Source organism: Pseudomonas sp. ACM7 (assembly GCF_004136015.1).
Classification (GTDB): Bacteria; Pseudomonadota; Gammaproteobacteria; order Pseudomonadales; family Pseudomonadaceae; genus Aquipseudomonas; species Aquipseudomonas frigoris.
This window is the reverse complement of sequence record NZ_CP024866.1, coordinates 6,550,501-6,571,023: the sequence shown is the minus strand read 5'-3', so window position 1 is coordinate 6,571,023 and position 20,523 is coordinate 6,550,501. Positions and strand designations below refer to the sequence as shown.

General features: G+C 60.6%; 20 protein-coding genes and 3 pseudogenes. 3 read left to right on the top strand and 20 right to left on the bottom strand.

Annotated features, from left to right (window positions below):
• Nucleotide 1: 1 nt before the first annotated feature.
• The 10 genes from CUN63_RS31445 to CUN63_RS31400 form a co-directional block, all read right to left on the bottom strand.
• Nucleotides 2-667 (bottom strand): amino acid ABC transporter permease, encoded by a 666-nt coding sequence (locus CUN63_RS31445; protein ID WP_008157202.1) that lies wholly within the window; start codon nucleotides 665-667, stop codon nucleotides 2-4.
• The gene (locus CUN63_RS31440) at nucleotides 660-2,438 is read right to left on the bottom strand and encodes an aconitase X (RefSeq protein ID WP_129445003.1); all 1,779 of its coding nucleotides are present in this window, start codon (nucleotides 2,436-2,438) and stop codon (nucleotides 660-662) included. Before CUN63_RS31440 ends, CUN63_RS31445 begins: the two co-directional genes overlap by 8 nt.
• A 10-nt stretch (nucleotides 2,439-2,448) precedes the next feature.
• Nucleotides 2,449-3,267 (bottom strand): transporter substrate-binding domain-containing protein, encoded by an 819-nt coding sequence (locus tag CUN63_RS31435; RefSeq protein ID WP_095132633.1) that lies wholly within the window; start codon nucleotides 3,265-3,267, stop codon nucleotides 2,449-2,451.
• Nucleotides 3,268-3,517: 250 nt separating this feature from the next.
• Entirely contained in the window at nucleotides 3,518-4,267 is a 750-nt protein-coding gene (locus CUN63_RS31430; protein WP_129445002.1) for an AraC family transcriptional regulator, read from the bottom strand.
• Between the two features lie 74 nt (nucleotides 4,268-4,341).
• Nucleotides 4,342-5,598: an FAD/NAD(P)-binding oxidoreductase gene (locus tag CUN63_RS31425; protein ID WP_129445001.1), complete on the bottom strand. Its 1,257-nt coding sequence runs from the start codon at nucleotides 5,596-5,598 to the stop codon at nucleotides 4,342-4,344.
• On the bottom strand, nucleotides 5,595-5,831 hold the full coding sequence (locus CUN63_RS31420; protein ID WP_008157207.1) for a (2Fe-2S)-binding protein: 237 nt from the start codon (nucleotides 5,829-5,831) through the stop codon (nucleotides 5,595-5,597). The genes CUN63_RS31425 and CUN63_RS31420 overlap by 4 nt, the downstream gene beginning before the upstream one ends.
• The gene (locus CUN63_RS31415) at nucleotides 5,824-6,939 is read right to left on the bottom strand and encodes an FAD-binding oxidoreductase (RefSeq protein WP_129445000.1); all 1,116 of its coding nucleotides are present in this window, start codon (nucleotides 6,937-6,939) and stop codon (nucleotides 5,824-5,826) included. Before CUN63_RS31415 ends, CUN63_RS31420 begins: the two co-directional genes overlap by 8 nt.
• Nucleotides 6,936-7,868, bottom strand: a complete 933-nt coding sequence (locus tag CUN63_RS31410) for a 4-hydroxyproline epimerase (protein ID WP_129444999.1) — start codon at nucleotides 7,866-7,868, stop codon at nucleotides 6,936-6,938. Before CUN63_RS31410 ends, CUN63_RS31415 begins: the two co-directional genes overlap by 4 nt.
• A 114-nt stretch (nucleotides 7,869-7,982) precedes the next feature.
• Nucleotides 7,983-8,654 (bottom strand): GntR family transcriptional regulator, encoded by a 672-nt coding sequence (locus CUN63_RS31405; RefSeq protein ID WP_174553771.1) that lies wholly within the window; start codon nucleotides 8,652-8,654, stop codon nucleotides 7,983-7,985.
• 108 nt (nucleotides 8,655-8,762) lie between these two features.
• On the bottom strand, nucleotides 8,763-10,130 hold the full coding sequence (locus tag CUN63_RS31400) for a M15 family metallopeptidase (protein ID WP_256657636.1): 1,368 nt from the start codon (nucleotides 10,128-10,130) through the stop codon (nucleotides 8,763-8,765).
• A 163-nt stretch (nucleotides 10,131-10,293) separates the two neighbouring features.
• Here CUN63_RS31400 and CUN63_RS31395 point away from each other — a divergent pair.
• Nucleotides 10,294-10,458, top strand: a pseudogene (locus tag CUN63_RS31395) (transposase domain-containing protein); the annotation flags it as partial.
• On the opposite strand, the gene CUN63_RS31390 reads toward CUN63_RS31395, so the two are convergent.
• The gene (locus tag CUN63_RS31390; RefSeq protein WP_129444998.1) at nucleotides 10,445-10,975 is read right to left on the bottom strand and encodes a DUF2867 domain-containing protein; all 531 of its coding nucleotides are present in this window, start codon (nucleotides 10,973-10,975) and stop codon (nucleotides 10,445-10,447) included. The pseudogene CUN63_RS31395 and the gene CUN63_RS31390 sit on opposite strands and share 14 nt — an antisense overlap.
• A gap of 416 nt (nucleotides 10,976-11,391) precedes the next feature.
• Nucleotides 11,392-12,012, bottom strand: a complete 621-nt coding sequence (locus CUN63_RS31385) for a DJ-1/PfpI family protein (RefSeq protein WP_129444997.1) — start codon at nucleotides 12,010-12,012, stop codon at nucleotides 11,392-11,394.
• A 126-nt stretch (nucleotides 12,013-12,138) separates the two neighbouring features.
• On the opposite strand from CUN63_RS31385, the gene CUN63_RS31380 reads away from it, so the two are divergent.
• Nucleotides 12,139-12,693 carry a TetR/AcrR family transcriptional regulator gene (locus tag CUN63_RS31380; RefSeq protein WP_129444996.1) on the top strand — a complete coding sequence of 185 codons (555 nt, stop codon included), beginning with the start codon at nucleotides 12,139-12,141 and terminating at the stop codon, nucleotides 12,691-12,693.
• A gap of 219 nt (nucleotides 12,694-12,912) precedes the next feature.
• On the opposite strand, the pseudogene CUN63_RS32505 reads toward CUN63_RS31380, so the two are convergent.
• From CUN63_RS32505 to CUN63_RS31360, 4 genes and pseudogenes are all read right to left on the bottom strand, one after another.
• Nucleotides 12,913-13,260 (bottom strand): annotated as a pseudogene (locus tag CUN63_RS32505) (hypothetical protein); the annotation flags it as partial.
• Nucleotides 13,261-13,271: 11 nt separating this feature from the next.
• Nucleotides 13,272-13,628 (bottom strand): DUF6463 family protein, encoded by a 357-nt coding sequence (locus tag CUN63_RS31370; RefSeq protein ID WP_129444995.1) that lies wholly within the window; start codon nucleotides 13,626-13,628, stop codon nucleotides 13,272-13,274.
• A gap of 124 nt (nucleotides 13,629-13,752) precedes the next feature.
• Entirely contained in the window at nucleotides 13,753-13,914 is a 162-nt protein-coding gene (locus tag CUN63_RS31365; protein ID WP_129445197.1) for a DUF2986 domain-containing protein, read from the bottom strand.
• An 85-nt stretch (nucleotides 13,915-13,999) separates the two neighbouring features.
• A pseudogene (locus CUN63_RS31360) lies at nucleotides 14,000-14,274 on the bottom strand (methylmalonyl-CoA epimerase); the annotation flags it as partial.
• A gap of 10 nt (nucleotides 14,275-14,284) precedes the next feature.
• Here CUN63_RS31360 and CUN63_RS31355 point away from each other — a divergent pair.
• Nucleotides 14,285-14,644 carry a DUF6124 family protein gene (locus CUN63_RS31355; protein WP_129444994.1) on the top strand — a complete coding sequence of 120 codons (360 nt, stop codon included), beginning with the start codon at nucleotides 14,285-14,287 and terminating at the stop codon, nucleotides 14,642-14,644.
• 62 nt (nucleotides 14,645-14,706) lie between these two features.
• Here the strand turns inward: CUN63_RS31355 and CUN63_RS31350 are convergent, their stop codons facing one another.
• From CUN63_RS31350 to CUN63_RS31335, 4 genes are all read right to left on the bottom strand, one after another.
• Nucleotides 14,707-16,272 (bottom strand): amino acid permease, encoded by a 1,566-nt coding sequence (locus tag CUN63_RS31350; protein WP_129444993.1) that lies wholly within the window; start codon nucleotides 16,270-16,272, stop codon nucleotides 14,707-14,709.
• Nucleotides 16,273-16,426: 154 nt separating this feature from the next.
• Nucleotides 16,427-17,587, bottom strand: a complete 1,161-nt coding sequence (locus tag CUN63_RS31345) for an iron-containing alcohol dehydrogenase (protein ID WP_129444992.1) — start codon at nucleotides 17,585-17,587, stop codon at nucleotides 16,427-16,429.
• 3 nt (nucleotides 17,588-17,590) lie between these two features.
• Nucleotides 17,591-18,982 carry an aldehyde dehydrogenase family protein gene (locus CUN63_RS31340; RefSeq protein WP_129444991.1) on the bottom strand — a complete coding sequence of 464 codons (1,392 nt, stop codon included), beginning with the start codon at nucleotides 18,980-18,982 and terminating at the stop codon, nucleotides 17,591-17,593.
• Between the two features lie 10 nt (nucleotides 18,983-18,992).
• On the bottom strand, nucleotides 18,993-20,366 hold the full coding sequence (locus tag CUN63_RS31335; RefSeq protein ID WP_129444990.1) for a glutamine synthetase family protein: 1,374 nt from the start codon (nucleotides 20,364-20,366) through the stop codon (nucleotides 18,993-18,995).
• Nucleotides 20,367-20,523: the final 157 nt, after the last annotated feature.

Sequence of the window (20,523 nt, the reverse complement as noted above, 5' to 3'; positions counted from 1 at the left end):
CTCAGTAACGGAACAGTCGCCAGGCCATCAGCCGGGCGACGGCGACGATCGCCTTGGCGATCAGGTAATACAGCGCCGCGGCGATGGCGAAATATTCGAAGGTGCGGAACGTCTTGACGTTGTAATCCTGAGTCACGCCGGTGAGGTCATTGTTCAGCCCGACGATCACCCCTAGCGACGTCATCAATACCGCCCAGACCATCTGGTTACTCAACGGGTAGAACACGATCCGCAGCAGCTGCGGGACGATGATCATCCGGTAGGCCTGGAAGGCACTCATGCCCAGCGAACGCGCGGCGCGCACTTGTGTGCCGGGCACAGCCTTGAGGCCACCGCGAAAGTTTTCCGCCAGGTAACCGGCGTTGTTGAAGGTGATCCCGGCCAGCAGCGCGAACCATGAGCTGACATGCAAATCCAGCGAGCCGAGGCCGAAGTAGAGGACATAGATCTGGAACAGCGACGGGGTGTTGCGGGCGATCGACACCCAGCCGTTGCCGATGCCGCGCAACAAGGGCTGTTTGGTTTCGCGCATCACCGTCAGGGCCAGGGCGATCAGCACGCCGAAAATCATCGACAGCGCGGCGGTCTCGAAGGTGACCCAGGCGCCGGCGAGCATGTCCGGCAGGGCGCGCAGGGTCGCGCGCCATTGGAAGGTGTAATCAAACATGCGCGGGGCTCTCCAGTGAGGCGGCCGATTGCAGCCAGGCCGGCAAACGACCGCTGGCCGTGGCGCTGCAGGCGGCGTCGACACATTCGGCGAGATTGGCGAAGTGCACCTTGCGGCCCACCAGGCCGGGTGCGTAATGGGCGTACTTGCCCGAGTTGGTCATCAAGGTTTTGGCAGCCCGCGGGATCACTGGCTCACCGAGCATGCACCAGCAGGTATCGGTGACCAGGGTCGCGCCGAAGGCTTCGATCACCGCGATATGCCCGGCCTCGCGCGCCTGCTCCAGCACCGCACGACCGCAAGTAATGGCGAGCACAACCTCGGGGTGCTTGTGCCGACCCCGACACAGCCGCGCCAGATGCGCGAATTCGCTGAGGGAGAAATGCGGGTTGCCCAGCGAGACCACATCCACCCGGTTGTCGCGGGCACTGTTGAGTTCGCGCCAGCTGAGCAGCAAATCCTTCAGGCGGATTTTTTCCACCGGCACATGGGCATCCGCCTCCAGCACCTGCGTCGGGTCGAATGCTTCCGGGGTCACCCCGGCGATATGGAACAGCGGCGCCGCGGAGGTAGTAGCGAAAGCGGCGCCGAAGGCTTTCAGGTCATCCAGGCTCGGCTTGCTGTGTTCCAGCCCCAGCACCAGCGGAATCCGGCTGCCGGCCAGGGCACCGATGTGGTAACCGAGCAGCGGGTAGAAGGCATCGTCCAGCTCGCGTAAAACCGGCAATTCGATTTGCAGTCTCGCTTTACGTTGCGCGTCCAGATGGCAGCCAATCAACGGCGCGCGGCCGGTCAGGGCGATGCAGATATCCAGGTAGTCCGGGTATTTCAGGGTGCGTGCGCCGAGCACGCTGTTGGCATACACCACGGCGTTGGATTCGGCCCAGACGATTTGCTCGCCGGCCTTTGGTGCGCTGTCGAGCAGGTAGGGCGCGCAGGTAAAACTCAGCTGTGCGCCCATCGCCATGTACGCATCGCCCAAGGCACTGGCCGGTACGCCGAGTGCCGGATCAATGCCCAACTCGCGCCAACGGCGCTGGTCGACGGAAATTGAATTGAGGGTGGTCGGCACCCGTACTTTTGCGCCCCACTGCACTAACTGTTCGGCGAAGCGCAGGCTCGCAGGTCCGGTATAAATGCAGCCGTCGATGTGTGCCTGGGTGACATCCACCAGGTGGCGGGCACCTTGCAGTTCAGCCATGCGCAGGACGATCTGCATGGCCACTTGGGCGGCCTTGCCATGCTTGCCGTCGAGCAGCGCCCGATCGAGTTCGGTGAGTTCGATCGAGGTGCTTTTTTCTGCTGTCGGCAACGGACTGTCGAGTGCCTGCCAGGCATCGCCCGGCAGGTGTTCGAACACGGTCACCGTTGATGCTTCGACCCGAGCAAAGGCCTTGCCGCGCAAGGCGGCGAAGGCCTCCCGGCCGATGCACAGCACCGGCAGGGAACGCTCGAAAATGGTCTGTGCCACGAGCACGCCCAGGGTCAGGATCTCATCGGGTTCGGCCAGTACCAGTGCGGCCGGCGCATGACCGTTGCTGATCAGTTCCATCAGCACACTGCTGCCGGTGCACGAGCCGCGGCCGCTGGGAATCGCCAGCACCCGGCCAGCCAGGTATTCGCCGCTGAGCGGGTGGTGACGGTCGATGACCTCGCCGCTGTAGGGGTCGACCCCGCCCCAGAAGCTCAGCCCGACATCGGCAAACAGCAAGGCGCCTTGTGCGGCACCGGCGACCAGGCTGCGACCGGTCAGAGAGGTTGGCCTAGGCATGCCGGACACCTCAGTAATAGACCTTGGGCACGGTCAGGTCGGTGGGTGAAATCTCGGTGCCGACCCATTTGGTGAACAGCTCGTTGTAGCGGCCGCTGCGCACTTGCTGATTGACGAACAGGTTGAGGTAGTTGAGCAGGCCATACTCGTTGCGCTTGGCGCCCAGGGACACGTAGTCGATGGTGTACGGCGCGTTACCGGCGATTTTCAGGTTCTTGTATTTACCCGACTTGATCGTGGCGGCGGCCACGGTGTTGGTGACCACGGTGGCGTCGATGTGACCCTGGGCGACCGCCAGCAGCGTGTCGTTTTGCGACTGATAAGCGCGGAAGGTGCCGGTGCCCCAGCTCTTCACGTCTTTTTCCAGGGCGATGGCTTCATAGGTGCCACTGGTGTTGCCCAGGGCTTTGCCCTTGATATCGGCGAAGCTGTTGATGCCGGTGTTGTCGCGGGTCAGCACCACCATTTGGAAGGCGAAGTACGGCACGGTGAGGCCGACGGTTTTGGCCCGTTCGAGGGTATCGGACGTGGACGCAACGATCACGTCGGCACGCCCGGAGACCAGCGCCGGAATTCGATCGGGGAAGGGCGTTTCAACCACTTCGGCGTCGACCCCGAGGATCTTCGCCAGGTCGCGGCAATAGTCCACGTCGAAACCGGCGGGGTTGTTACCTTCATCGCGAAAACCCATGGGCGGGAAGTCGAGGGTCACGGCGCAGCGCAGCTTGCCCGAGCCAATAATGTCGTCGAGCTTGTCAGCCTGGGCGGTGGCGATAAAGGAAGTACTGAGAACAGCGCTGAGGGCTACGGCAAATGCGGGGTTTTTCATAGAGGCCTCGTTGTCGGAAAGTGCTGTTGGATATCGTATTGTGAATTTCGTATACGATATGTGATTAGCAATGAGCGTGCCTGTTTCCGAACAGAGGCGAGAATTAATCGCCAAGCCTTGAGTTAAAGGTCTTACAAGATTGTGGGAGTAGGGCGTAGGAGAAGAACGCCTCTATGGGTCGTATCAGGCGGTGTTACAGAAGGGAGCAATGGGAACGCCGGGCGCCGCTTAAAGGAACACTCGCCCGGGTTCAGCGACGGCTTTCGCGATACTGACTCGGCGCCAGACTGGTCAAGGCGCGGAATTGCCGGCTGAAGGCACTGTGGTCGGTGTAACCGCAGCGCAGGGCGATCTCGGTGATGGGCAGATCGGTGTGCAGCAACAGTCGGGAGCCTTCCTCCAGGCGCGCCTTGTGAATCATCTGCCGTGGGGTGAGCTGGAACACCCGTTTGCAATGGCGCTCCAGTTGCGCCACGGAAAACCCGGCGATTGCGGTCAGTTCGGCGAGGCTGATCGGCCGGGCGAAATGGCTGCGGATATGCGCGTCCACCGCCGCGAGTTTCTGGAACGCCGGATGGCTGGACTGTGGCGCTTGCAGGTCGCGGGAGATGCCGGCCAGGCCGACGATCTGACCTTGCAGGTCGCGCAGCGCGAGTTTGTGGGTCAGGCACCAGACTGGCTGGTTACCGTAATACAGGTGCAGTTCGAGTTGGTCGGCCAGTTCGCGGCCGGTGGACAGCACCCGCCGATCCTGCTCGGTGTACAGCGGGCCGAAGCGCTCGGGAAAGACCCTGTCGGCAGTGCGCCCGAGCAGCTCGTCACTGTGTTTGAAGCCGCAGCGCCGGGCCAGGGTCTGGTTGACGAAGGCGTAGCGGGCCTCGCTGTCCTTGATGAAAAACACCACGTCCGACAGAGTGTCGAGCAGCGCCGCGATCGGCTGCAGACTGCTCAGCAGGGTGGGCAGGTCGCAGGGTTTGAAAGTAGTGAGCGAGGCATACATGGCGCTGGGCGTCTGGAGGCAATGCCCCGGATCATAAAGACTCGGCGACGGACCCGAAAGCCCCGGGCCGGCATTCAGGCATGCGGGGTGTCGTCCAGGCACAGCAAGGTCTCGATCCGCGCCGGGCTGAAGGGCGGCCGTGGTGCCGAAGGTTGCCAGCCGAACAGGTGCTGCAACGCGCCGCCACACACCCGGCCCTGGCAGGCGCCCATGCCGCAGCGACTGGCCAGCTTGGCCTCGCGCCAGTCAGTGTGCCCGGCAAGCAAGCCGTAAGGCACGTCTTCGCAACGGCACACCAAGGTGTCGGGTTGTGCCAGCGACTTGAGTTGCGGATCGAGAGCGAATGCTTTGTTGAGGGCGTTGGCGAAACCGTGCCAGCGCGCACGACGCGGCCACAAAGCTCGGGCCGACTCAAGGTCACCGACCGCGGCGTGACCGGCAATTGCGCCTTCGACCAACGCCAGTTCACTGCCCCCGAAACCGGTGCATTCACCCGCCGCATAGTGATCGGCACGGCGAGTGGTCTGCCAGGCATCGACGGCAATCGCCGGGCCATCGAGCTCGCAGCCGAGGGCCTGGCCGAGTTGGGTATTGGGAATCAGACCGAAACCGCAGGCCAGGCGATCACATTCCAGCTCGACGATTTTTCCTTGCTGTTGCAGGCGCACACCTTCCAGCCGTTCATTGCCCACGGCGGCCAGTACGTAGGTCCCGGTACGGTAATGGCAGTCGAACAACGTGACCGACTGCATCAGCTTGTTGGGCCAGCGTGGCAGTTGCGCGGCGAAACCGGCGACGGCGGTCGCGTGGGCTTGCTCGGCGATGCGCCGCACCCGGGCGCCGTTGTGTTTTGCGGTGGCGGCGCTGGCCAGCAATAACGGTCCGCTGCCGGCAATCACAATGCGTTCGTCCTGCACCGGCAGCCCGCCTTTGATCAATGCCTGGAGGCCACCCGCGCCAGTCACGCCGGGCAGCGTCCAGCCGGGGAAGGGCAGCAGCAACTCGCGGGCGCCGGTACACAGAATCAGTTTGTCGTAACCGATCAACCAGCCTCGATCGGCGTCTTCGACCAGCAGTTGTTTCGGCCCGGCGCAGGCAATCACTCGAGTGACGGAGTGGCGGTGGATGTTGCTGCACGCCTCCAGTCGTTCGCGCATTTGACGCGCCAGGTTCGGCAGGTTGGCCTGAGGCCCGTCACGCCAGATTTGCCCGCCCGGGAGCGGGTTGTCGTCGAGCAGGACGATGCGCGCACCGCTTGGCGCCGCAGCGAGCGCGGCGGCCATGCCGGCGGGACCGGCACCGATGATCAGCAGGTCGGCGTATTCGCTCATGCTTGCGTCTCCACGTGCATGCCGTCACGGCACAGCGTTTGGCAGGCCAGGCGCCGGCGACCGTCGATGGTCACCCGGCATTCCTGGCAAATGCCCATGCCGCATAACGGGGCGCGGCGTTGGCCACTGACCGATGTGCGCGTGCAGCCGTCGCCGCTCAGGGCCAGTGCAGCGGCGACGCTGGTGCCCTCGGCAACCCGCAGGGCACGTCCGTCCAGCATCAATTCAGGCATAAACGGGCTCTCCGAGAAAACGTTGCGGCAGATACGGGTGCGCGGCCAGTGGCGGCGTTTCGTCGAACAGCTGCGCGACCAGCAGGTCGGCGGTGCCGGGGGCGGTCGTCACGCCGAGGCCCTCGTGACCGACTGCCAGCCATAAACCTTTGCGTTGCGGGTGCTGACCCACCAGCGGTAAACCGTCGGGGCTGGCAGCGCGAAAACCGGTCCAGGCGCGGATGCCGTTGAGCTGAGCCAGACCCGGCATGTAGTCGGTGGCACGCCGGAGCATTTTCGCCAGCATCCAGCCCTCGACTTGAGGGTCGGTGGTGCCGAATTGTCGCGAGGCGCCGATGAACAATTGCCCGGTCGGCCGAGGCTGGATATTGCACGCCGTCGAGGGACCGCTGGCGTTGTGGGCACTGGTGACGTAACCGAGTTCCACCAGGGTGTGAGTGACCTTGCCGGGGTAGCGGTCGGTGATCAGCAAGTGGCCTTTCTTCGGTTCGATCGGCAGCTCGGGGCAAAGCGCGTTGGCCTGGATGCCGTTGGCCAGAATCACTGCTTCGGCGCTTAGCCAGTGGCCGTCGTCGAGTCGCACGCGGTTGCCATCGACTTCGCTGACCCGCGTCCGGCGTTGGCTGATGTTTGGTGTGTCGAGCATCCAATTGGCGGTCGCCGGGGCATAAAGAATGCCGTCGCCATTGATCAGCAGTCCGCCTTCCAGGCCCTCGCGCAGTTCCGGTTCGCGCTGGTGCAAGGCATTGCTGGAGATCAATTCGCAGGCCACGCCTTGGGCATGCAAATTCAGGTATTTGCTGTGGGCGACGGCCATTTCTTCAGCATTGGCGGCCAGCCAGAGGGTGCCATTGCAACGGTAGGCGCAGCCGTCGGGCAAGGTCGGCGCGAGTTCGCGCCAGCGTTGCAAAGAATATTGACTGAGGGCCAGTTCGGCCGGGTTGTCGTCGAGGACCAGCAAGTGGCCCATGCCCGCCGCCGTAGCGCCGGGCAGGCCGGCGTCCAGCACCAGCACGCGCAAGCCGCGACCTGCCAACGCCTGGGCACAGGCGGCGCCGATGATGCCGGCGCCGATCACGATCACATCGGCCACCCGGCCCTCGTTCACGGGCGAATGCCCCAGGCGAACGGGTCGTCCTGTTCGATGATCAGGCTGGCTTCGGCGCTGATAAAGGCGCGACCGCGAATGGTCGGCACGATGCGCTCACCCTGAAGTTCGTAGGAACCTTCGAACTCGCTGCCGATGACACTGGCCTGACGCCAGATCTGTCCCGGCTGCAATTTGTCGTCGGCCGCCAGGCACGCCAGTTTGGCACTGGTGCCGGTGCCGCAGGGCGAGCGGTCGTAGGCCTTGCCGGGGCAGAGGACGAAGTTGCGGCTGTCGGCCTGCTCGTCATCGGCGAACAGCTCGACATGGTCGATCAAGCCGCCGTCTTCGCCGCGAATACCCTGAGTCTCCAGTGCTTGCTGCACGGCGAAGGTGTAGGCGGTCAGCGCATCGAGGTTATCGCCGGCAATGCGCAGACCGTGCTCGGCAATCAGGAAAAACCAGTTTCCACCCCAGGCAACATCGCCGGTCACTTGACCGATCCCCGGCACCTGCAGCGCCAGCGCTTTGCGGTAACGGTACGCCGGCACATTGCGCACGCTCACCGAATGGTCGTCGTGCAGCGTCGCCTGCACCGTGCCCACCGGGGTTTCGATGCTGTGCACCCCGGGGCCGATCTTGCCCAGATGTGCGAGTGAGGCCACCAGGCCGATGGTGCCGTGGCCACACATGCCGAGGTAACCGCTGTTGTTGAAGAAAATCACGCCGGCACAGGCGCTCGGGTCCACCGGCTCACAGAGCAGGGCGCCGACCAGCACGTCACTGCCCCGTGGTTCGAGCACGCAGGCAGCGCGCCATTGATCATGCTGTTCGGCCAGCCGCTGTCGACGTTCGGCCATGCTGCCGCTGCCCAGGTCAGGAAAACCGGCGGTCACCAGGCGGGTCGGTTCGCCGCCGGTGTGGGAGTCGATCACGGTGATGCGTTTCATGGGATGGCCACGTCCGTTCAGATGAGTGAACGAAAGAGTGGCCTGTGCGGGGGCTTGCCGGCTTGATGGTTTTATTCAGTGTCGATGACGAAATCGGCACAGTGCGGCGAGCTGTCAGTGGTGGTGAGGCAGGTGCTCGAACAGGGTCTTGCAGACGCCGGCAATGTGCTCGTCGAGCAACTTCACCGCCAGGTCCACGTCACCGGCACGGCAGGCCGCAAGGATTTCCCGGTGTTCGTGATCGGCGCGTTCCTTACCGGCCGACAGGCTCATCTGCATGCGCAGGTAGCGCTCCAGCTTGTCGTTGACCGAGCGGATCAGGCCGACCAGAAACGGACGTTGCGCCGGCTCGTAGAGGCAAGCGTGCAGTTCCCAGTTGAGCTCGGCCCAGCGCCCCACATCATCTTCGCCGATGAACTCCTGGCAGATACGCTCGGCACGGGCGAAGGTTTCTTCGGTCATGTTCGGAATGGCCAGGCGCAGCACCTTGTCTTCGAGCAGCATGCGCACTTCGAACATCTGCGCCAGTTCTGCATCGGAAACCCGGGTGACCATCGCCCCGCGATTTCGCTGGAACATCACCAGGCCTTCGGCCTCCAGGCGCTTGAGGGCTTCGCGCACCGGAATCTTGCTGACGTTGAACTGGCGGGCGATGTCGTCCTGGCGAATCGGCTCGTCCTCGGCGAAATGCCCGGCGACGATGGCGTCACGCAGATGACGGGTGATGATTTCCGACGTCGAAGGCGAATTGCCAAGGTCGGGAGCGTTGAGTTTTGTCAGGGCCACGGTCGTGATCGTTCGGAATGAATTGCAGATAGGGTATACGAATTTGCACTGGGTGTTCCTTCGGCGATGGCCAGGACTTCCAGACACCGTCTGCCAATGCTGACGCTATCAACGTTCGGGCAGGTTCCAGCGTTCGTGAAAGTGCTCGTATTGCGCCTCGGGCATTTGAACCAGCAGAGGGGACTGGCGAGGATCCAGCCAATGGAACAAGCGAGAAATATCCGCTGGATCCATGGCGGTGCAGCCCAGCGTCGGAGAGGTGGGGCCACGCCAGATGTGAAAGAAAATGCACGAGCCCGAGGCGGGGGACGCTGGCGTATTGTGCTCGATGAAAATGCCTTTTCGATACAGGTCGTCATCGCGACGCATACGTTCGGAGCTGTTCCAGTCTTTCGAAACAGTCGCTCCATCAACCAGCTCGTTATAGCGTGCGGAGTGGCTGTCATCCACGCATTCGATGGTCGAGGTCAACGCAAGGTAAGGCAGTTTGGTGTCGGCCGTACCGTCGTAGCCAAAAGCCGCTCCCAGTTTGAATACCCCGGCAGGCGCTTTTCCATCGCCTTCACTTTTGACCGGACCTTCGCGTTGCTCAACGCTGCCAAGCCCCTTGCCCCACGCCAGCCCGCTCTTGCCGACCACCACTGGAAACGACGTTTCGTATTTTCGAAAGGTGTTGCCCTGCCGTTCGTAGCGCTGGGCCGTGCCCTGGATGTCAGTCCAGTTTTTTGTGGTGACCACGATCAGCTGATTGGCGGTGTCGAGAGCGTCGCGTGTACCGAGCGGCGTGATGGGGAAGTCCATGACATTCTTCGGCGAACCTTCCCCACTGTATGTGAAGTGCCACCATTCCTTCGAGTACCCGGTAAACCCTTCTTTCTCCATGGCCCTGCTGAGCTTCTGGCGATTGTCCCTGGCGGCAGCGCTGATCGTCGGGTTGTCGGTATGCGCTCGCTCATCAAAGCAATCGAAACCGGTACCCATGTCGAGCGCGCCGTCGCGCCAACGCTGGCCATAGGCGGCCGTGCAATCGACTTGCCCGGCTGAAGGCGTCCAGCTATCGACGGGCAGGGCATCGGGACCGGTCAGTGTCAGATCCACGGTTGAGCCTTTGGAGTGGTTGGACACCCGTGCCACGTAACCCAGGCGCCAGAAGTTCTGCTTGTCCACGCGCGGATAGAACTCGGCCTTGCGTGGGTCACCCGGCACCAAAGCGAAGCGCCCCATATCGGCAACGGCACGGCTGGGGCGATAACAGTCAAACACCTTCAAACCGTAGCCTTGTGCACGCAACGCTGTTTGTACCCGAGCGAGGGCCTTGGCGGCGTCCAGCGATAACAGACACTGCGCCGCGTCGTAACCGTCGAGTGGGTGCCCAGTGAAGTTGTGAGCGCTGGCATAACGAATGTCTTGCTCAATGCCCGGATCAATCATACGCAGATACACCATGTTCTCGGGGCGTGTCTCTGCAGCGGCCATGCCGGGCACGACAATGCTCAGGCATAAAACCCATCGCAGACAGGTCCGCGTGAGCCTGTTTGGCAGACGGACTGGAAATGGCGTCGAGAAGGACGGAGGTTTGATTGGGCACAAAGGGCGCATGCGATGCCTCCAAAGATTTTGGTTTCTAAACCAGATCATAAAACGTGCGGCTGCGATTATGAGTTTGATCCAGTCGGCACGGCTTAAAGGGCATGATCCGTATGCCTATCTAAAAGATGTGCTGACACGGCTGCCGACACAGCGGGCGAGTGAGATCGGGCAACTGCTACCGCATCAGTGGGTGCCGGACCTTAGGGGCAGGTAGCCAGAGGCCAACCGACGCGCGCTGCACGGAGGAGGTTGGCCTTAACAACCAAGCGGTGAAATGGGGCAATAACGAAGATGTAGGCCCGGCCTAGACGGTTGTGGCACTGGACCACGGTTGAAAAAACGAGTTGGCGACTGCCTTCTGGCTCTGCCTCTCCAGAACATAGGATCGATATCCGGAAGTCGAGGTGCTTGTCGTCCTCTCCCAACACGATTTCAGTCTGGTTCGTGCTGTAGACCTTGAAGGCTCCAATCCGATTAGCGAGTGATGCCAAATGTTTGGCTGTCTTGAGACCAAAACAGGCAACGATAGTGTCTCGGACTTTCAAGAGCCATCCGATCCAGGATGGCTGGTGGGAAAGGATGAATCGAGCTAGCAAATCTGGATTGCTAGATGTGCCCGCAGGGAGCCGAATCGCAAAAGCGTCCGCTAGGTGCATCGACTTATAAAGGTGGGTGATGCCGGACCTCGAGGGGACTGGCACGGACATAATGAGCTCAAATTCTCGGGGCATCGGGGATCTCTCCTGAGTTCTAACTACTAATTAGACGACATGCCATGTCGCGTTTCTTGTTGCGATGGTTTTGTCGTATAACGCTCCTTGTCGCCCTGTAAGTGCTTGTCTAGCTTAGAAGTGACGGTTACCGACTTTCAAGCCGGACAGGGACAACCGCGCTCACTGCTCATTCCCAAGCACACGAGGTATCTGCATAGTGGAGGAATCTCGCTGTACAAGCGGCTCTTTTTCCATATTGCGGCGTGCCTACTTAGGCTATCAGGTACGTATTCAAGTGTGGGGTTCACGGCAACTTCAGGTTCCAGGCGCAGTAGCGCACCAGGAGCGGAGCTCGCATGGGTCGTGGCGATGCCGTCCGGATAACCAATGTCCACGCCTTGATGAGGTCCAGAGCCTCGCTGAGCGAGCATGGATTAACTGGATGTTGTTGAGGCGTCAACTTCTCCTTGTCGGATACTGAGCCCGATCAAGGCATCATAGAGCTCTTGCTGCCCAGCTGGCAGAACAGGGAGCAACGTCGCACGGCGCTTGTCGACATCGAACCAGGATTCAACCAACCATCCCACCAGATAGAGCGCCGCAAGGCATCCGCCAGCGGTTGCAACGTTCCCCTGGCATACAAGAGGCTGGTCCATGGGCTCAAGTCCCAGAGCTTGCAAGCTTGATCGTGCATCCGGGTGTGTAGTTGCTTGGCCGCTGAGCAGCCCAAGCCGTTCGAGAATGAAAGCTCCGGCGCATATGGAGCCGATTCGCTGGCGTCTGGAGTCAAGTTCAAACGACGGCAGGAAATCTGGGGCGGCAAGTGCAGCGGGTATCCCTTCCTTGCCGCTGACGAACAATACCGCGTCGGCACTATTGGCCTCGGAAAGCGGACCATGCACCGAAACAGGCAGGCCGTGCGCCGATCGCACGATAGAGCTAGAACCCAATATTCGGACGTGCCAGTCCTCAGTGTTGCGGCCTAAAATGTCCCACATCAGGAATAGGTCGATATCAGTGAATTGGTCGAAAGCAACCAGAACGATTTTCTTCAAGGCGAGCTCCATGAAAAGTGCTGGCGTGCAAAACGCAACGGCCATCTTTGCTGGTGTTCGCAGCGTATCAATCGGTTGCGCACCATACACAGTCTGTATGGCGCTAAATATGGAGCGAAATAACTGGTGAGAAAACTAACTCGTAACCATTGGATCGCGGCTGGTTTTGAGGCTCTCGATCAAATAGGGCATATTGGCGTTTCGGCCGAGAGTCTATCGCGCCGATTGAATGTGACCCGCGGATCGTTCTATCACCATTTCCGCAATCGCGAAGACTTTGTCCGCACCTTGCTGGCCGCTTGGGAAGAAGACTACACGAAGCGCATGCTCGCTTATGCGGCGCAGGGTCGTAGCGCGGGCGAAACCTTGAAACGCTACTTGAGTATTGCCGCTGAGAAACAACCTGGGCGGGAAGTTTCCATCCGAGCCTGGTCGCTGCACGATCCGTTGGTAGGCGAGTTTCAGCAGCGTGTTGACACAAGACGACTGGACTTCGCGATACGGACGTGCCGCCGCTTGGTCCATATGCCAGGCGAAGCAGAAGTGATTGGTAAGGTGGCCCATCTGTGCCTGATTGGTGGTCAACAGGCAGGGCTGCGGCGTGATGCCGCTCGCTTCAACAGTTTCCTGCATCGAGCCTTTTCACTTTTCGAAGAGGCTCTTCCACCGTGGCGGACCTAAGTCATGAACTAAATTGGGTAACTGAATAAGGCAAGCCGCCGAGCTAACGCGATCTACCAATCTCCAGCTCTAGTGCACGCCATTGGTCTCCTAGGGCTAACGTCCATGTCACTGGCCCACGGCACTAATTTGAGTACGGCCTTCACCACACGCATACCCTGCACAAGGCGTATTCCCCGTACGCTTACGGTCATTCCACGGCGGCAATGGGATTTCACTTCATCTGCGGTCAGGAGGTTCTGGGGTGTGAGTAGGTCGTGGAAGGGATGCGATCATTTGATCAAAGGCCGCTACCGCATATCTTCCATCAAGGCTTTTCAAGGTCGGCATTTCTGAAGGAAAACTGAATCGAACTCTGCCGGGAAGCACTTCATCCATAGCTGAGTACCAGGTCCGCAGAGCTTGTTGGAGGCGCACGTGTAGTTCGAATCTACTCCGTCGGCGGGTGGTGTCTGCTTTGGCTCGTTCTCGCGCGAGTTGAGGATCCATGCGGCCAACAATGTAACAGTCAGCAAAGCCAATACGTCCTTGTGCGATCGTTTCTCTTGTGGCGTCCAACTCTATGCGCGTTTTTAGGCCTACCAGCCATACCCTGCCGCGATGATCAGCGGAGAAACCAGCAGCGTTGCCCAGAACCCCGATTTTGGAACTGCAATGACGCAAATGATCGAGATCATAAGCACATAGATGCCAACCATTTTAAGTAGCGCGAGATCGCCAACGGCTACGGCGTGAATCGCTGTCTGCCCTGCGAGCATAAAAAGCGGCCCCAGCATGGTAAACCAGAGAGCAGTGCGCCGATCTTCGTGCGCTTTGAATTGGTCAACGAAGCCAGAGCCTACGGCGGCGGCGAATGCTGTTTTGAACTTGATAATACCGAATGGAATATGGAGGACGCCCAGGGCGAACAGGGTCCATGCGACGATGTTTGACATGTCTTATATGCTCCGTACGGTAAGGTTGGATAAGTGCCTAACGTTTGTTTAAGGGCGCGCGGCCCGGTCCCAGCTTTATCGCGCAGCGTCCAGCAACCGAGGAGAGCGACATTGAGTGCGTAAATCAGCTCTCAGGGGAAATGATCGAGTCTGCACTGGGTTCAGCTGCTAGTTTCAATCGGTCAGCTTTACTAATGTATTTAGACTTGCTTGACGGTGCCAATTTGGCGCTGGCCTTTTTTGCGTGAGCCTTCAATAACTGCTGTATTTTTTTACGACGATTCATGTTTTCTGCTCGGCTTGTCAGTTCTTGGATGATGGTACCAGCAGCACCTACTTCAGCCCAAAGCATACATTCACCGCAGCAACACTCAGGCAAACGCAGCCTCGACAAATGCCTCCAGCGCCTTGTCTTCCAGGATTTCGATAGAGAAGTGCCCGAAGCGCTTGGGCAACCAGATGATGCGTGTCCCGGACGGGGATTGCAGGTTCGCGCGGGCCAATGGCTCTCCGTTTTCGTCTTCTGGCTGAACACCGGCGACCATCAGTCATAGGCTTTCTCGATGTCCGGTGTCGAGTAGCAGTGGCGATAAATCATCCCCTCGCCCGAGGAGTCCAATAGCTCTCTCAGGTTCCCCGCCAACGGGGAAGCATCTATGTTCAAAGTAACGCCCAATCCACCGGACACCGATCCGGTGTCCCCGTACGAACCCGATTCGAACAAACTCAACGAGGCCGCCGAACGGGCCCTCGACTTTCACTTCCCGTCGACTGCCGACATCAAAGCCACCGGGCGTACCCACCGCACTCTGTTTTCCGTGGACCCAGGGGCTACTACCGAAACCCAGGCCGTTTATTTGGTCGAGACGCTGGCTTCGGTCGATGTGATGGTCCATCAGCTGGTGGATCATCTGGACGGTGGGTCGCGCTATGCCCTGTTGGGTATTTCAAACAGCATCATGGTGGCGGAGATCACGGCGAACCGGTTGTTGGATAAAATCGATCTACCTGCGTAGGCGCGGCTCGCTGTGGCAAGGGAGCTGGCTCCCTCGCCACCGTTTGCTCATGACTGCAGCAATCAACTTCCACCCCGTTTATTCAACGCCTCTTCAGCCGCCGCAATTTCAGCCTGACGCTTGACGATCATGTCGCCAATCGGCGGACCCTGGAAGCGACGGGCTTCAAAACCGAACCAGACGATTGCCGTCAGCACCAGAAAACCGATGGTGATGTACAGCGCCCATTCGTTCGGTGGCTGGATGCCGATGACGAAAATGATCACCATCGAGAGGATCGAGAGGAGGGCAAACACCGAGTACCAGAAGCGCCCCATGTTCCACGGTCCCATGGTTGGCCACTTCGAAGTCCCGTAGGTAAACAGGCCCAGCACGATGGGAATGATGAAGGAGAAGAACAGGAAGATCACCGTGCAGGACACCACGATGGTATAGACCGGCGTTTCACCGACCGAGATCACCGACGATCCCCAGACGAACAACACCGCGAGCGTGGCACCGGTCCAGATCGCCGCCACCGGGCTGCGTAGGGTCGGCGAGACCGAGGCCAGTGCTTTGGAGAAGGGCAGGCCGCCGTCACGGGAAAACGCGAAGATCATGCGTGAGACCGAGGTCACGGTCGCCAACCCGCAAAGAAATTGCGAGATGAAAATGGCCACGTAAAGCGCCAACTTCACAGTCGGATTGACCTGGGTGTCCATGGCCCAGAAAAACACGGTCCAGCCATGCTTCGCCGCCTCGTCCATGCTTGGCAGCATCAGCACAAACGAACTGAGCATGACCCAGCCGAACAGCAGCGACCAGACCACCGACATGACCATGCCGCGTGGCACCGACATGGCGGCATTTCGGGTCTCTTCCGAGGTGTGCGCAGAGGCGTCATAGCCGGTGATGGTATAGATCGGCAAGAGCAGGCCGAGCATGAAAATCCAGCCGTTCGAGACCTGTGGCCAAACGCTGCCGCCAGCCTCGCCGGAATAGTTGCTGAAGGTCCATAACCGGATGAACTCATAACTGGGTGCAGAGATCAGGCAGACGATGGTCAGCGCGAGCGCCGTGGCGAAGATCAGATAGCCCGAGAAGTCGGTGAGTTTAGCGGTCAGGCCGATACCCAGGTGGTTACACAAGGCCTGGAGGCCGGTCAGGATCGCCAGGAAAATCACCCTCACCGTGGTGGTGTCCTCCATACCCAGCGCTGGTCCGAAGGCGCCGAAAAAGAAGTAATAGGTACCGACGTTGATCGCGCCTAGCACGGTGACCAGCCCGAGCAAGTTGAACCAAGCGGTCAGCCAGCCGGTGAAGCGGTTACCGAGAATCGAGCCCCAGTGATAGAGGCCGCCAGCGGTAGGGTAGGCCGAGGAAATCTGCGCCATGGCCATGGCGAAAACCCCGGAGATCAGGCAACCGATCGGCCAGCCAATGCCGATTGACGCACCGCCTGCACCCGAGGTGCCCTGGGCGAGTGAGTTGATACCACCCGAGAGGATGCAGATGATCGAAAAGGAAATGGCAAAGTTGGAGAAAACGCCCATGCGTCGTGAGAGCTGCTGGGCATAGCCCATGCTGTGCAGCACCTTGACGTCATCGTCTTGCGGCGCGCTCGTGTCGGGCTGACTTGCTGGATTCATGTTGTGTGCCCCTTAGGTTTTGATACGCATCCATCCGGGTTTTACGTGGCCGGATGGGCTGGCCTTCAACCCCTTGTCGTACTGCTCCTGTTTCTTGCGGATAAATCCCGTCCATGCTGCGAGTTCGCACCTTGGCCATGGACAGACAACTGTTCTACAGACGGCCGTGGTACGCCGCTTCGAAAATTTCTGCCGCGCCATTTCGGGTCAAGGGCAGCGGGTTGCCGCCGGCGCAAGGATCGACAATCGCCATGTCCGCGATCAGGTCGGCCTGCCGGTCATCCACCCCTAGCTCAACCAGCGTATGGGGCACGCCGATGTCCTTGCGCAACTTGAGGACGAAGGCCAGAAAACTGTCGAAGCCGGGCGAGGGCAGACGCAAATAAGCCGCGAGGCGGGTGATGCGTTCCTCGATGGCCGGGCGATTGAATTTCAGGACATAGGGCATGAACGTGGCGTTGGTCATGCCGTGATGGGTGTCGTACAGGGCGCCCACCGGATGTGAGAGGGCGTGCATCCCGCCCAGGCCTTTCTGGAAAGCGGTAGCGCCCATCGCGGCCGCCGCGAGCATTTCCGCTCGCGCCTCCAGGTCCGAGGGTGTGTGTACGGCTCGCACCAGGGCATTGGCGACCAGGCGCATGCCTTCCACCGCAATCCCTTCGGCCATGGGATGAAAACCGGGGGCGCAATACGATTCCAGACAATGCGCAAACGCATCCATGCCGGTGCCAGCGGTGACCTTGGCCGGCATGCCGACGGTGAGGGCCGGGTCGCTGATGACCACGCGCGGCATCATCTTCGGGTGGAAGATGATGCGTTTGGTGTGCGTACGCTCATCGATGATCACCGCGGCACGGCCCACCTCGGAGCCGGTACCCGCCGTGGTCGGCACCGCAATGATCGGGGCGATGCTGCCTTCGTCGGCGCGGGTCCAGTAGTCGCCGATGTCTTCGAAATCCCACACCGGCCGGGTCTGGCCGCTCATGAAGGCGATGAGCTTGCCCATGTCCAGGCCACTGCCACCGCCGAAGGCGACCACACCATCGTGTTTGCCGGCGCGCCAGGCATCGAGCCCGCCCGCCAGGTTGGCCTCAACCGGATTGGGTTTAAGGTCGCAAAACAGCGCCACGCCAAGGCCGGCGGCGCGCAAGGCGTCCACTGCTGCCGTGGTGATCGGGGCACGCGCCAGGCCACTGTCGGTGACCAGCAATGGTCGCTGGATTCCTTGGCTGCGGCAGATCTCGGCAAGCTCGGCGATGCGGCCGACACCGAAGCGGATGCTTGTGGGGTAGTTCCAGTTCGCGGTCAGGCTCATGGCTCAGATCTCGTGGCGCAAATGGAAGGATTTCGCGCGGGTCAGATTTTCATAACCCAGGCGCGACAACGTGACGCCGCGTCCGCTGTTCTTCACTCCGGTCCAGGCCAGGGCCGGGTCCAGGTAATCGCAGCGGTTCATGAACACGGTGCCGGTGTCGATTTCGTTGCCCAAGCGTTCGGCGGCGGCAAGGTCTTGCGTCCAGATGGAGGCGCTGAGCCCGAACTCACTGTCGTTCATCAAGGCAATGGCTTCGTCGTCGCTGGCCACCGGCATGATGCCGACCACGGGACCAAAGCTTTCCTCGCGCATCACCGACATTTGATGGGTGACGTCGACTAATACTTGCGGCGCGAGGTAGGCGCTGCCCGGCGCGTCGGCAGGAAAATCCTTTGGATTGATCAGTGCCCGAGCGCCTTGGGTCAGTGCATCGGCGATCTGCCCACGAACGAAATCAGCGGCGTTCGGTGTGACCAGCGGACCCAGTGTGGTGGCTTCGTCCAGCGGGTTGCCCAGCACGTATTGGCGAGTCAGCGCGACGAAGCGTTCGACAAACGCCGGGTATATTTTTTCATCGACATAAATACGCTCGACCGCGCAACAGCTTTGCCCGGAGTTGAAGAAGCTGCCGTCCACCAGGTTTTCCACCGCGTGTTCGAGGTTGGCGTCTGCCCGTACGTAGGCCGGGTCTTTGCCGCCGAGCTCCAGGCCCACACCGAGGAAACCTCCGACGGCCGCGTGTTCCATGGATTTTCCGGCTTCGACCGAGCCGGTGAAGTTCACTTGCTGCACGCGTCCAGAGGCAATGATCGCTCCGGTATAAACATGACTGAGCAGCAGGTTCTGGAATAGCCCTTCGGGCAGATGGGCGCGGCGAAAGGCCTCGGCGAACCGTTCGCCCACCAGCAGCGTTTGCGACGCATGTTTGAGGATGACGCTGTTGCCGGCCATCAGCGCCGGGATAATCGTATTGACCGCCGTCAGGTAGGGGTAATTCCAGGGCGCGACAACCAGCACCGTACCCAGCGGCTCGCGTTTGATACAGCGTCGAAAACCGGCGACGGGCGTGGGCTCAAGCGCTGCCAGGGCGTCAGGCGCAATGGCGATCATATGCCGGGCACGCTCTTCGAAACCGCGCAGTTCGCCAGCGCCAAAGCGCACCGGTCGGCCCATCTGCCAGGCCAGTTCCGGCACGATGTCAGCCTTCATGGCCAGCATCGCGTCCACCGCGGCGCTGCAAAAAGCGGCGCGTTCGCTCAGTGGCCGGCGTTTCCATTGCGCTTGGGCCGCTTCGGCCGCCGCCAGCGCCTGGTCGATTTGCGCTGCATCGGCGCAGCGGCGTTCGGCATAGACCCGGCCATCGACCGGTGAGATGAGTTGAATCGTTGAAGTCATGATGGCGGTCTCAATAGCGCTCAAACCCGCGCTGCAGTTCCCAGTCGGTGATCCGCCGGTCGTACTCTTTCTGCTCCCATTCGGCGGTGTGCACGTAGTGGTCGATCACTTCATCGCCGAACGCCTCGCGCAACATGGTCGAGCCCTGGAGTGCGGCGCAAGCTTCACGCAGGGTCTTCGATACTTCAGGCAAGTGTTCGTCTACGTAGGCATCGCCCTCGAAGGGCGGCGCGAGGCTGAGCTTCTCGTCGATGCCGGCCAGTCCCGCCGCGATCAAGGCGGCGAAGGCCAGATATGGGTTGAGGTCGGCGCCGCCGATGCGACATTCGATGCGTATGGCTTTGCTGCCTTCTGCGCACAAACGAAAGCCCGCAGTGCGATTGTCCCGACTCCACACCGCCCGGGTCGGTGCAAAAGTGCCGGCCTGAAAGCGCTTGTACGAATTGATGTAGGGCGCGAGAAAACAGGTAATGTCGTTGGCGTATTTGAGCTGCCCGGCCACCCAGGAACGCATCAGTTTCGACATGCCGAACTCAGCCTTGGCGTCAAAGAACAGCGGCTTTTTACCGTTCTTGTCCCACAGCGAATTGTGAATGTGGCTGCTGGAGCCGGCGGCGTCGTAGCGCCACTTGGCCATGAACGTGATCGCCTTGCCCTGTAGTTGCGCGATCTCTTTGCAGGCGTGCTTGATGATGACGTGGTGGTCGGCCATGGTCAGCGCATCGGCATAACGGATATTGATTTCTTCCTGGCCTGGCCCCCATTCACCCTTGGAGTTTTCCACGGGAATGCCACTGGCCTGCAGATGCTTTCGAATCGCCCGCAGCACCGGCTCTTCGCGGGTGGTCTGCAGGATGTTGTAATCCTCGATGTAGTGACCGGCCGTCTTCGGCTTGTGGTAGTTGCGCTCGTGGATGGCCTCGTAGCTCTCGTCGAACAGATAGAACTCCAGTTCCGAAGCGAACATGCCGGTGTAGCCGCGCTCGCGCAGTCGCTCGACCTGCTTTTTCAGGATCGCCCGCGGGCTGTGCGGCAGGTCGCGCCGATGGTGATGATCGAGCACATCGCAGAGCACCAGCGCCGTGCATTCGAGCCAGGGCACCCGTCGCAACGTGGCCATGTCGGGTTTGAGCACAAAGTCGCCATAGCCTTTGCTCCAACTGGCCGCGGCGTAACCCGGCACCGGCTCCATGTCGATGTCGTCGGCCAGCAGGTAATTGCAGCAATGGGTTTCTTCATGACCGCTGTCGATGAAAAACTCGACCTGGAATCGCTTGCCGACCAATCGGCCTTGCATGTCGACCATGCAAACAAGAACGGTATCGATCTCGCCGGAGGCGGCGGCACGCTTGAGTTGATCAAAACTGAGGAGGGGCTCGGTCATCACGTAGTCCTGCGTGAATTGTTTGGGCCTGTCTGAAATAGCTGTTGCAGACGCTCTCCAGAACAAACCAAAACCTGCAGACGCGAGCATCGTGTGCAATAAGCTGCTGTAAGCGTAGCCTACTGTTGCAGTGTGCAAGTTTCGGAAATCGCAGCCT

Excerpts from the sequence above, each read along its gene's own strand:
- CUN63_RS31355 (WP_129444994.1), top strand. The coding sequence starts at position 14,285 with ATGTTCAAAGTAACGCCCAATCCACCGGACACCGATCCGGTGTCCCCG.
- CUN63_RS31430 (WP_129445002.1), bottom strand. The coding sequence starts at position 4,267 with ATGTATGCCTCGCTCACTACTTTCAAACCCTGCGACCTGCCCACCCTG.
- CUN63_RS31410 (WP_129444999.1), bottom strand. The coding sequence starts at position 7,868 with ATGAAACGCATCACCGTGATCGACTCCCACACCGGCGGCGAACCGACC.
- CUN63_RS31435 (WP_095132633.1), bottom strand. The coding sequence starts at position 3,267 with ATGAAAAACCCCGCATTTGCCGTAGCCCTCAGCGCTGTTCTCAGTACT.
- CUN63_RS31350 (WP_129444993.1), bottom strand. The coding sequence starts at position 16,272 with ATGAATCCAGCAAGTCAGCCCGACACGAGCGCGCCGCAAGACGATGAC.
- CUN63_RS31345 (WP_129444992.1), bottom strand. The coding sequence starts at position 17,587 with ATGAGCCTGACCGCGAACTGGAACTACCCCACAAGCATCCGCTTCGGT.
- CUN63_RS31370 (WP_129444995.1), bottom strand. The coding sequence starts at position 13,628 with ATGTCAAACATCGTCGCATGGACCCTGTTCGCCCTGGGCGTCCTCCAT.
- CUN63_RS31440 (WP_129445003.1), bottom strand. The coding sequence starts at position 2,438 with ATGCCTAGGCCAACCTCTCTGACCGGTCGCAGCCTGGTCGCCGGTGCC.
- CUN63_RS31340 (WP_129444991.1), bottom strand. The coding sequence starts at position 18,982 with ATGACTTCAACGATTCAACTCATCTCACCGGTCGATGGCCGGGTCTAT.
- CUN63_RS31400 (WP_256657636.1), bottom strand. The coding sequence starts at position 10,130 with ATGGCCGCTGCAGAGACACGCCCCGAGAACATGGTGTATCTGCGTATG.
- CUN63_RS31390 (WP_129444998.1), bottom strand. The coding sequence starts at position 10,975 with ATGCCCCGAGAATTTGAGCTCATTATGTCCGTGCCAGTCCCCTCGAGG.
- CUN63_RS31335 (WP_129444990.1), bottom strand. The coding sequence starts at position 20,366 with ATGACCGAGCCCCTCCTCAGTTTTGATCAACTCAAGCGTGCCGCCGCC.
- CUN63_RS31365 (WP_129445197.1), bottom strand. The coding sequence starts at position 13,914 with ATGAATCGTCGTAAAAAAATACAGCAGTTATTGAAGGCTCACGCAAAA.
- CUN63_RS31425 (WP_129445001.1), bottom strand. The coding sequence starts at position 5,598 with ATGAGCGAATACGCCGACCTGCTGATCATCGGTGCCGGTCCCGCCGGC.
- CUN63_RS31420 (WP_008157207.1), bottom strand. The coding sequence starts at position 5,831 with ATGCCTGAATTGATGCTGGACGGACGTGCCCTGCGGGTTGCCGAGGGC.
- CUN63_RS31445 (WP_008157202.1), bottom strand. The coding sequence starts at position 667 with ATGTTTGATTACACCTTCCAATGGCGCGCGACCCTGCGCGCCCTGCCG.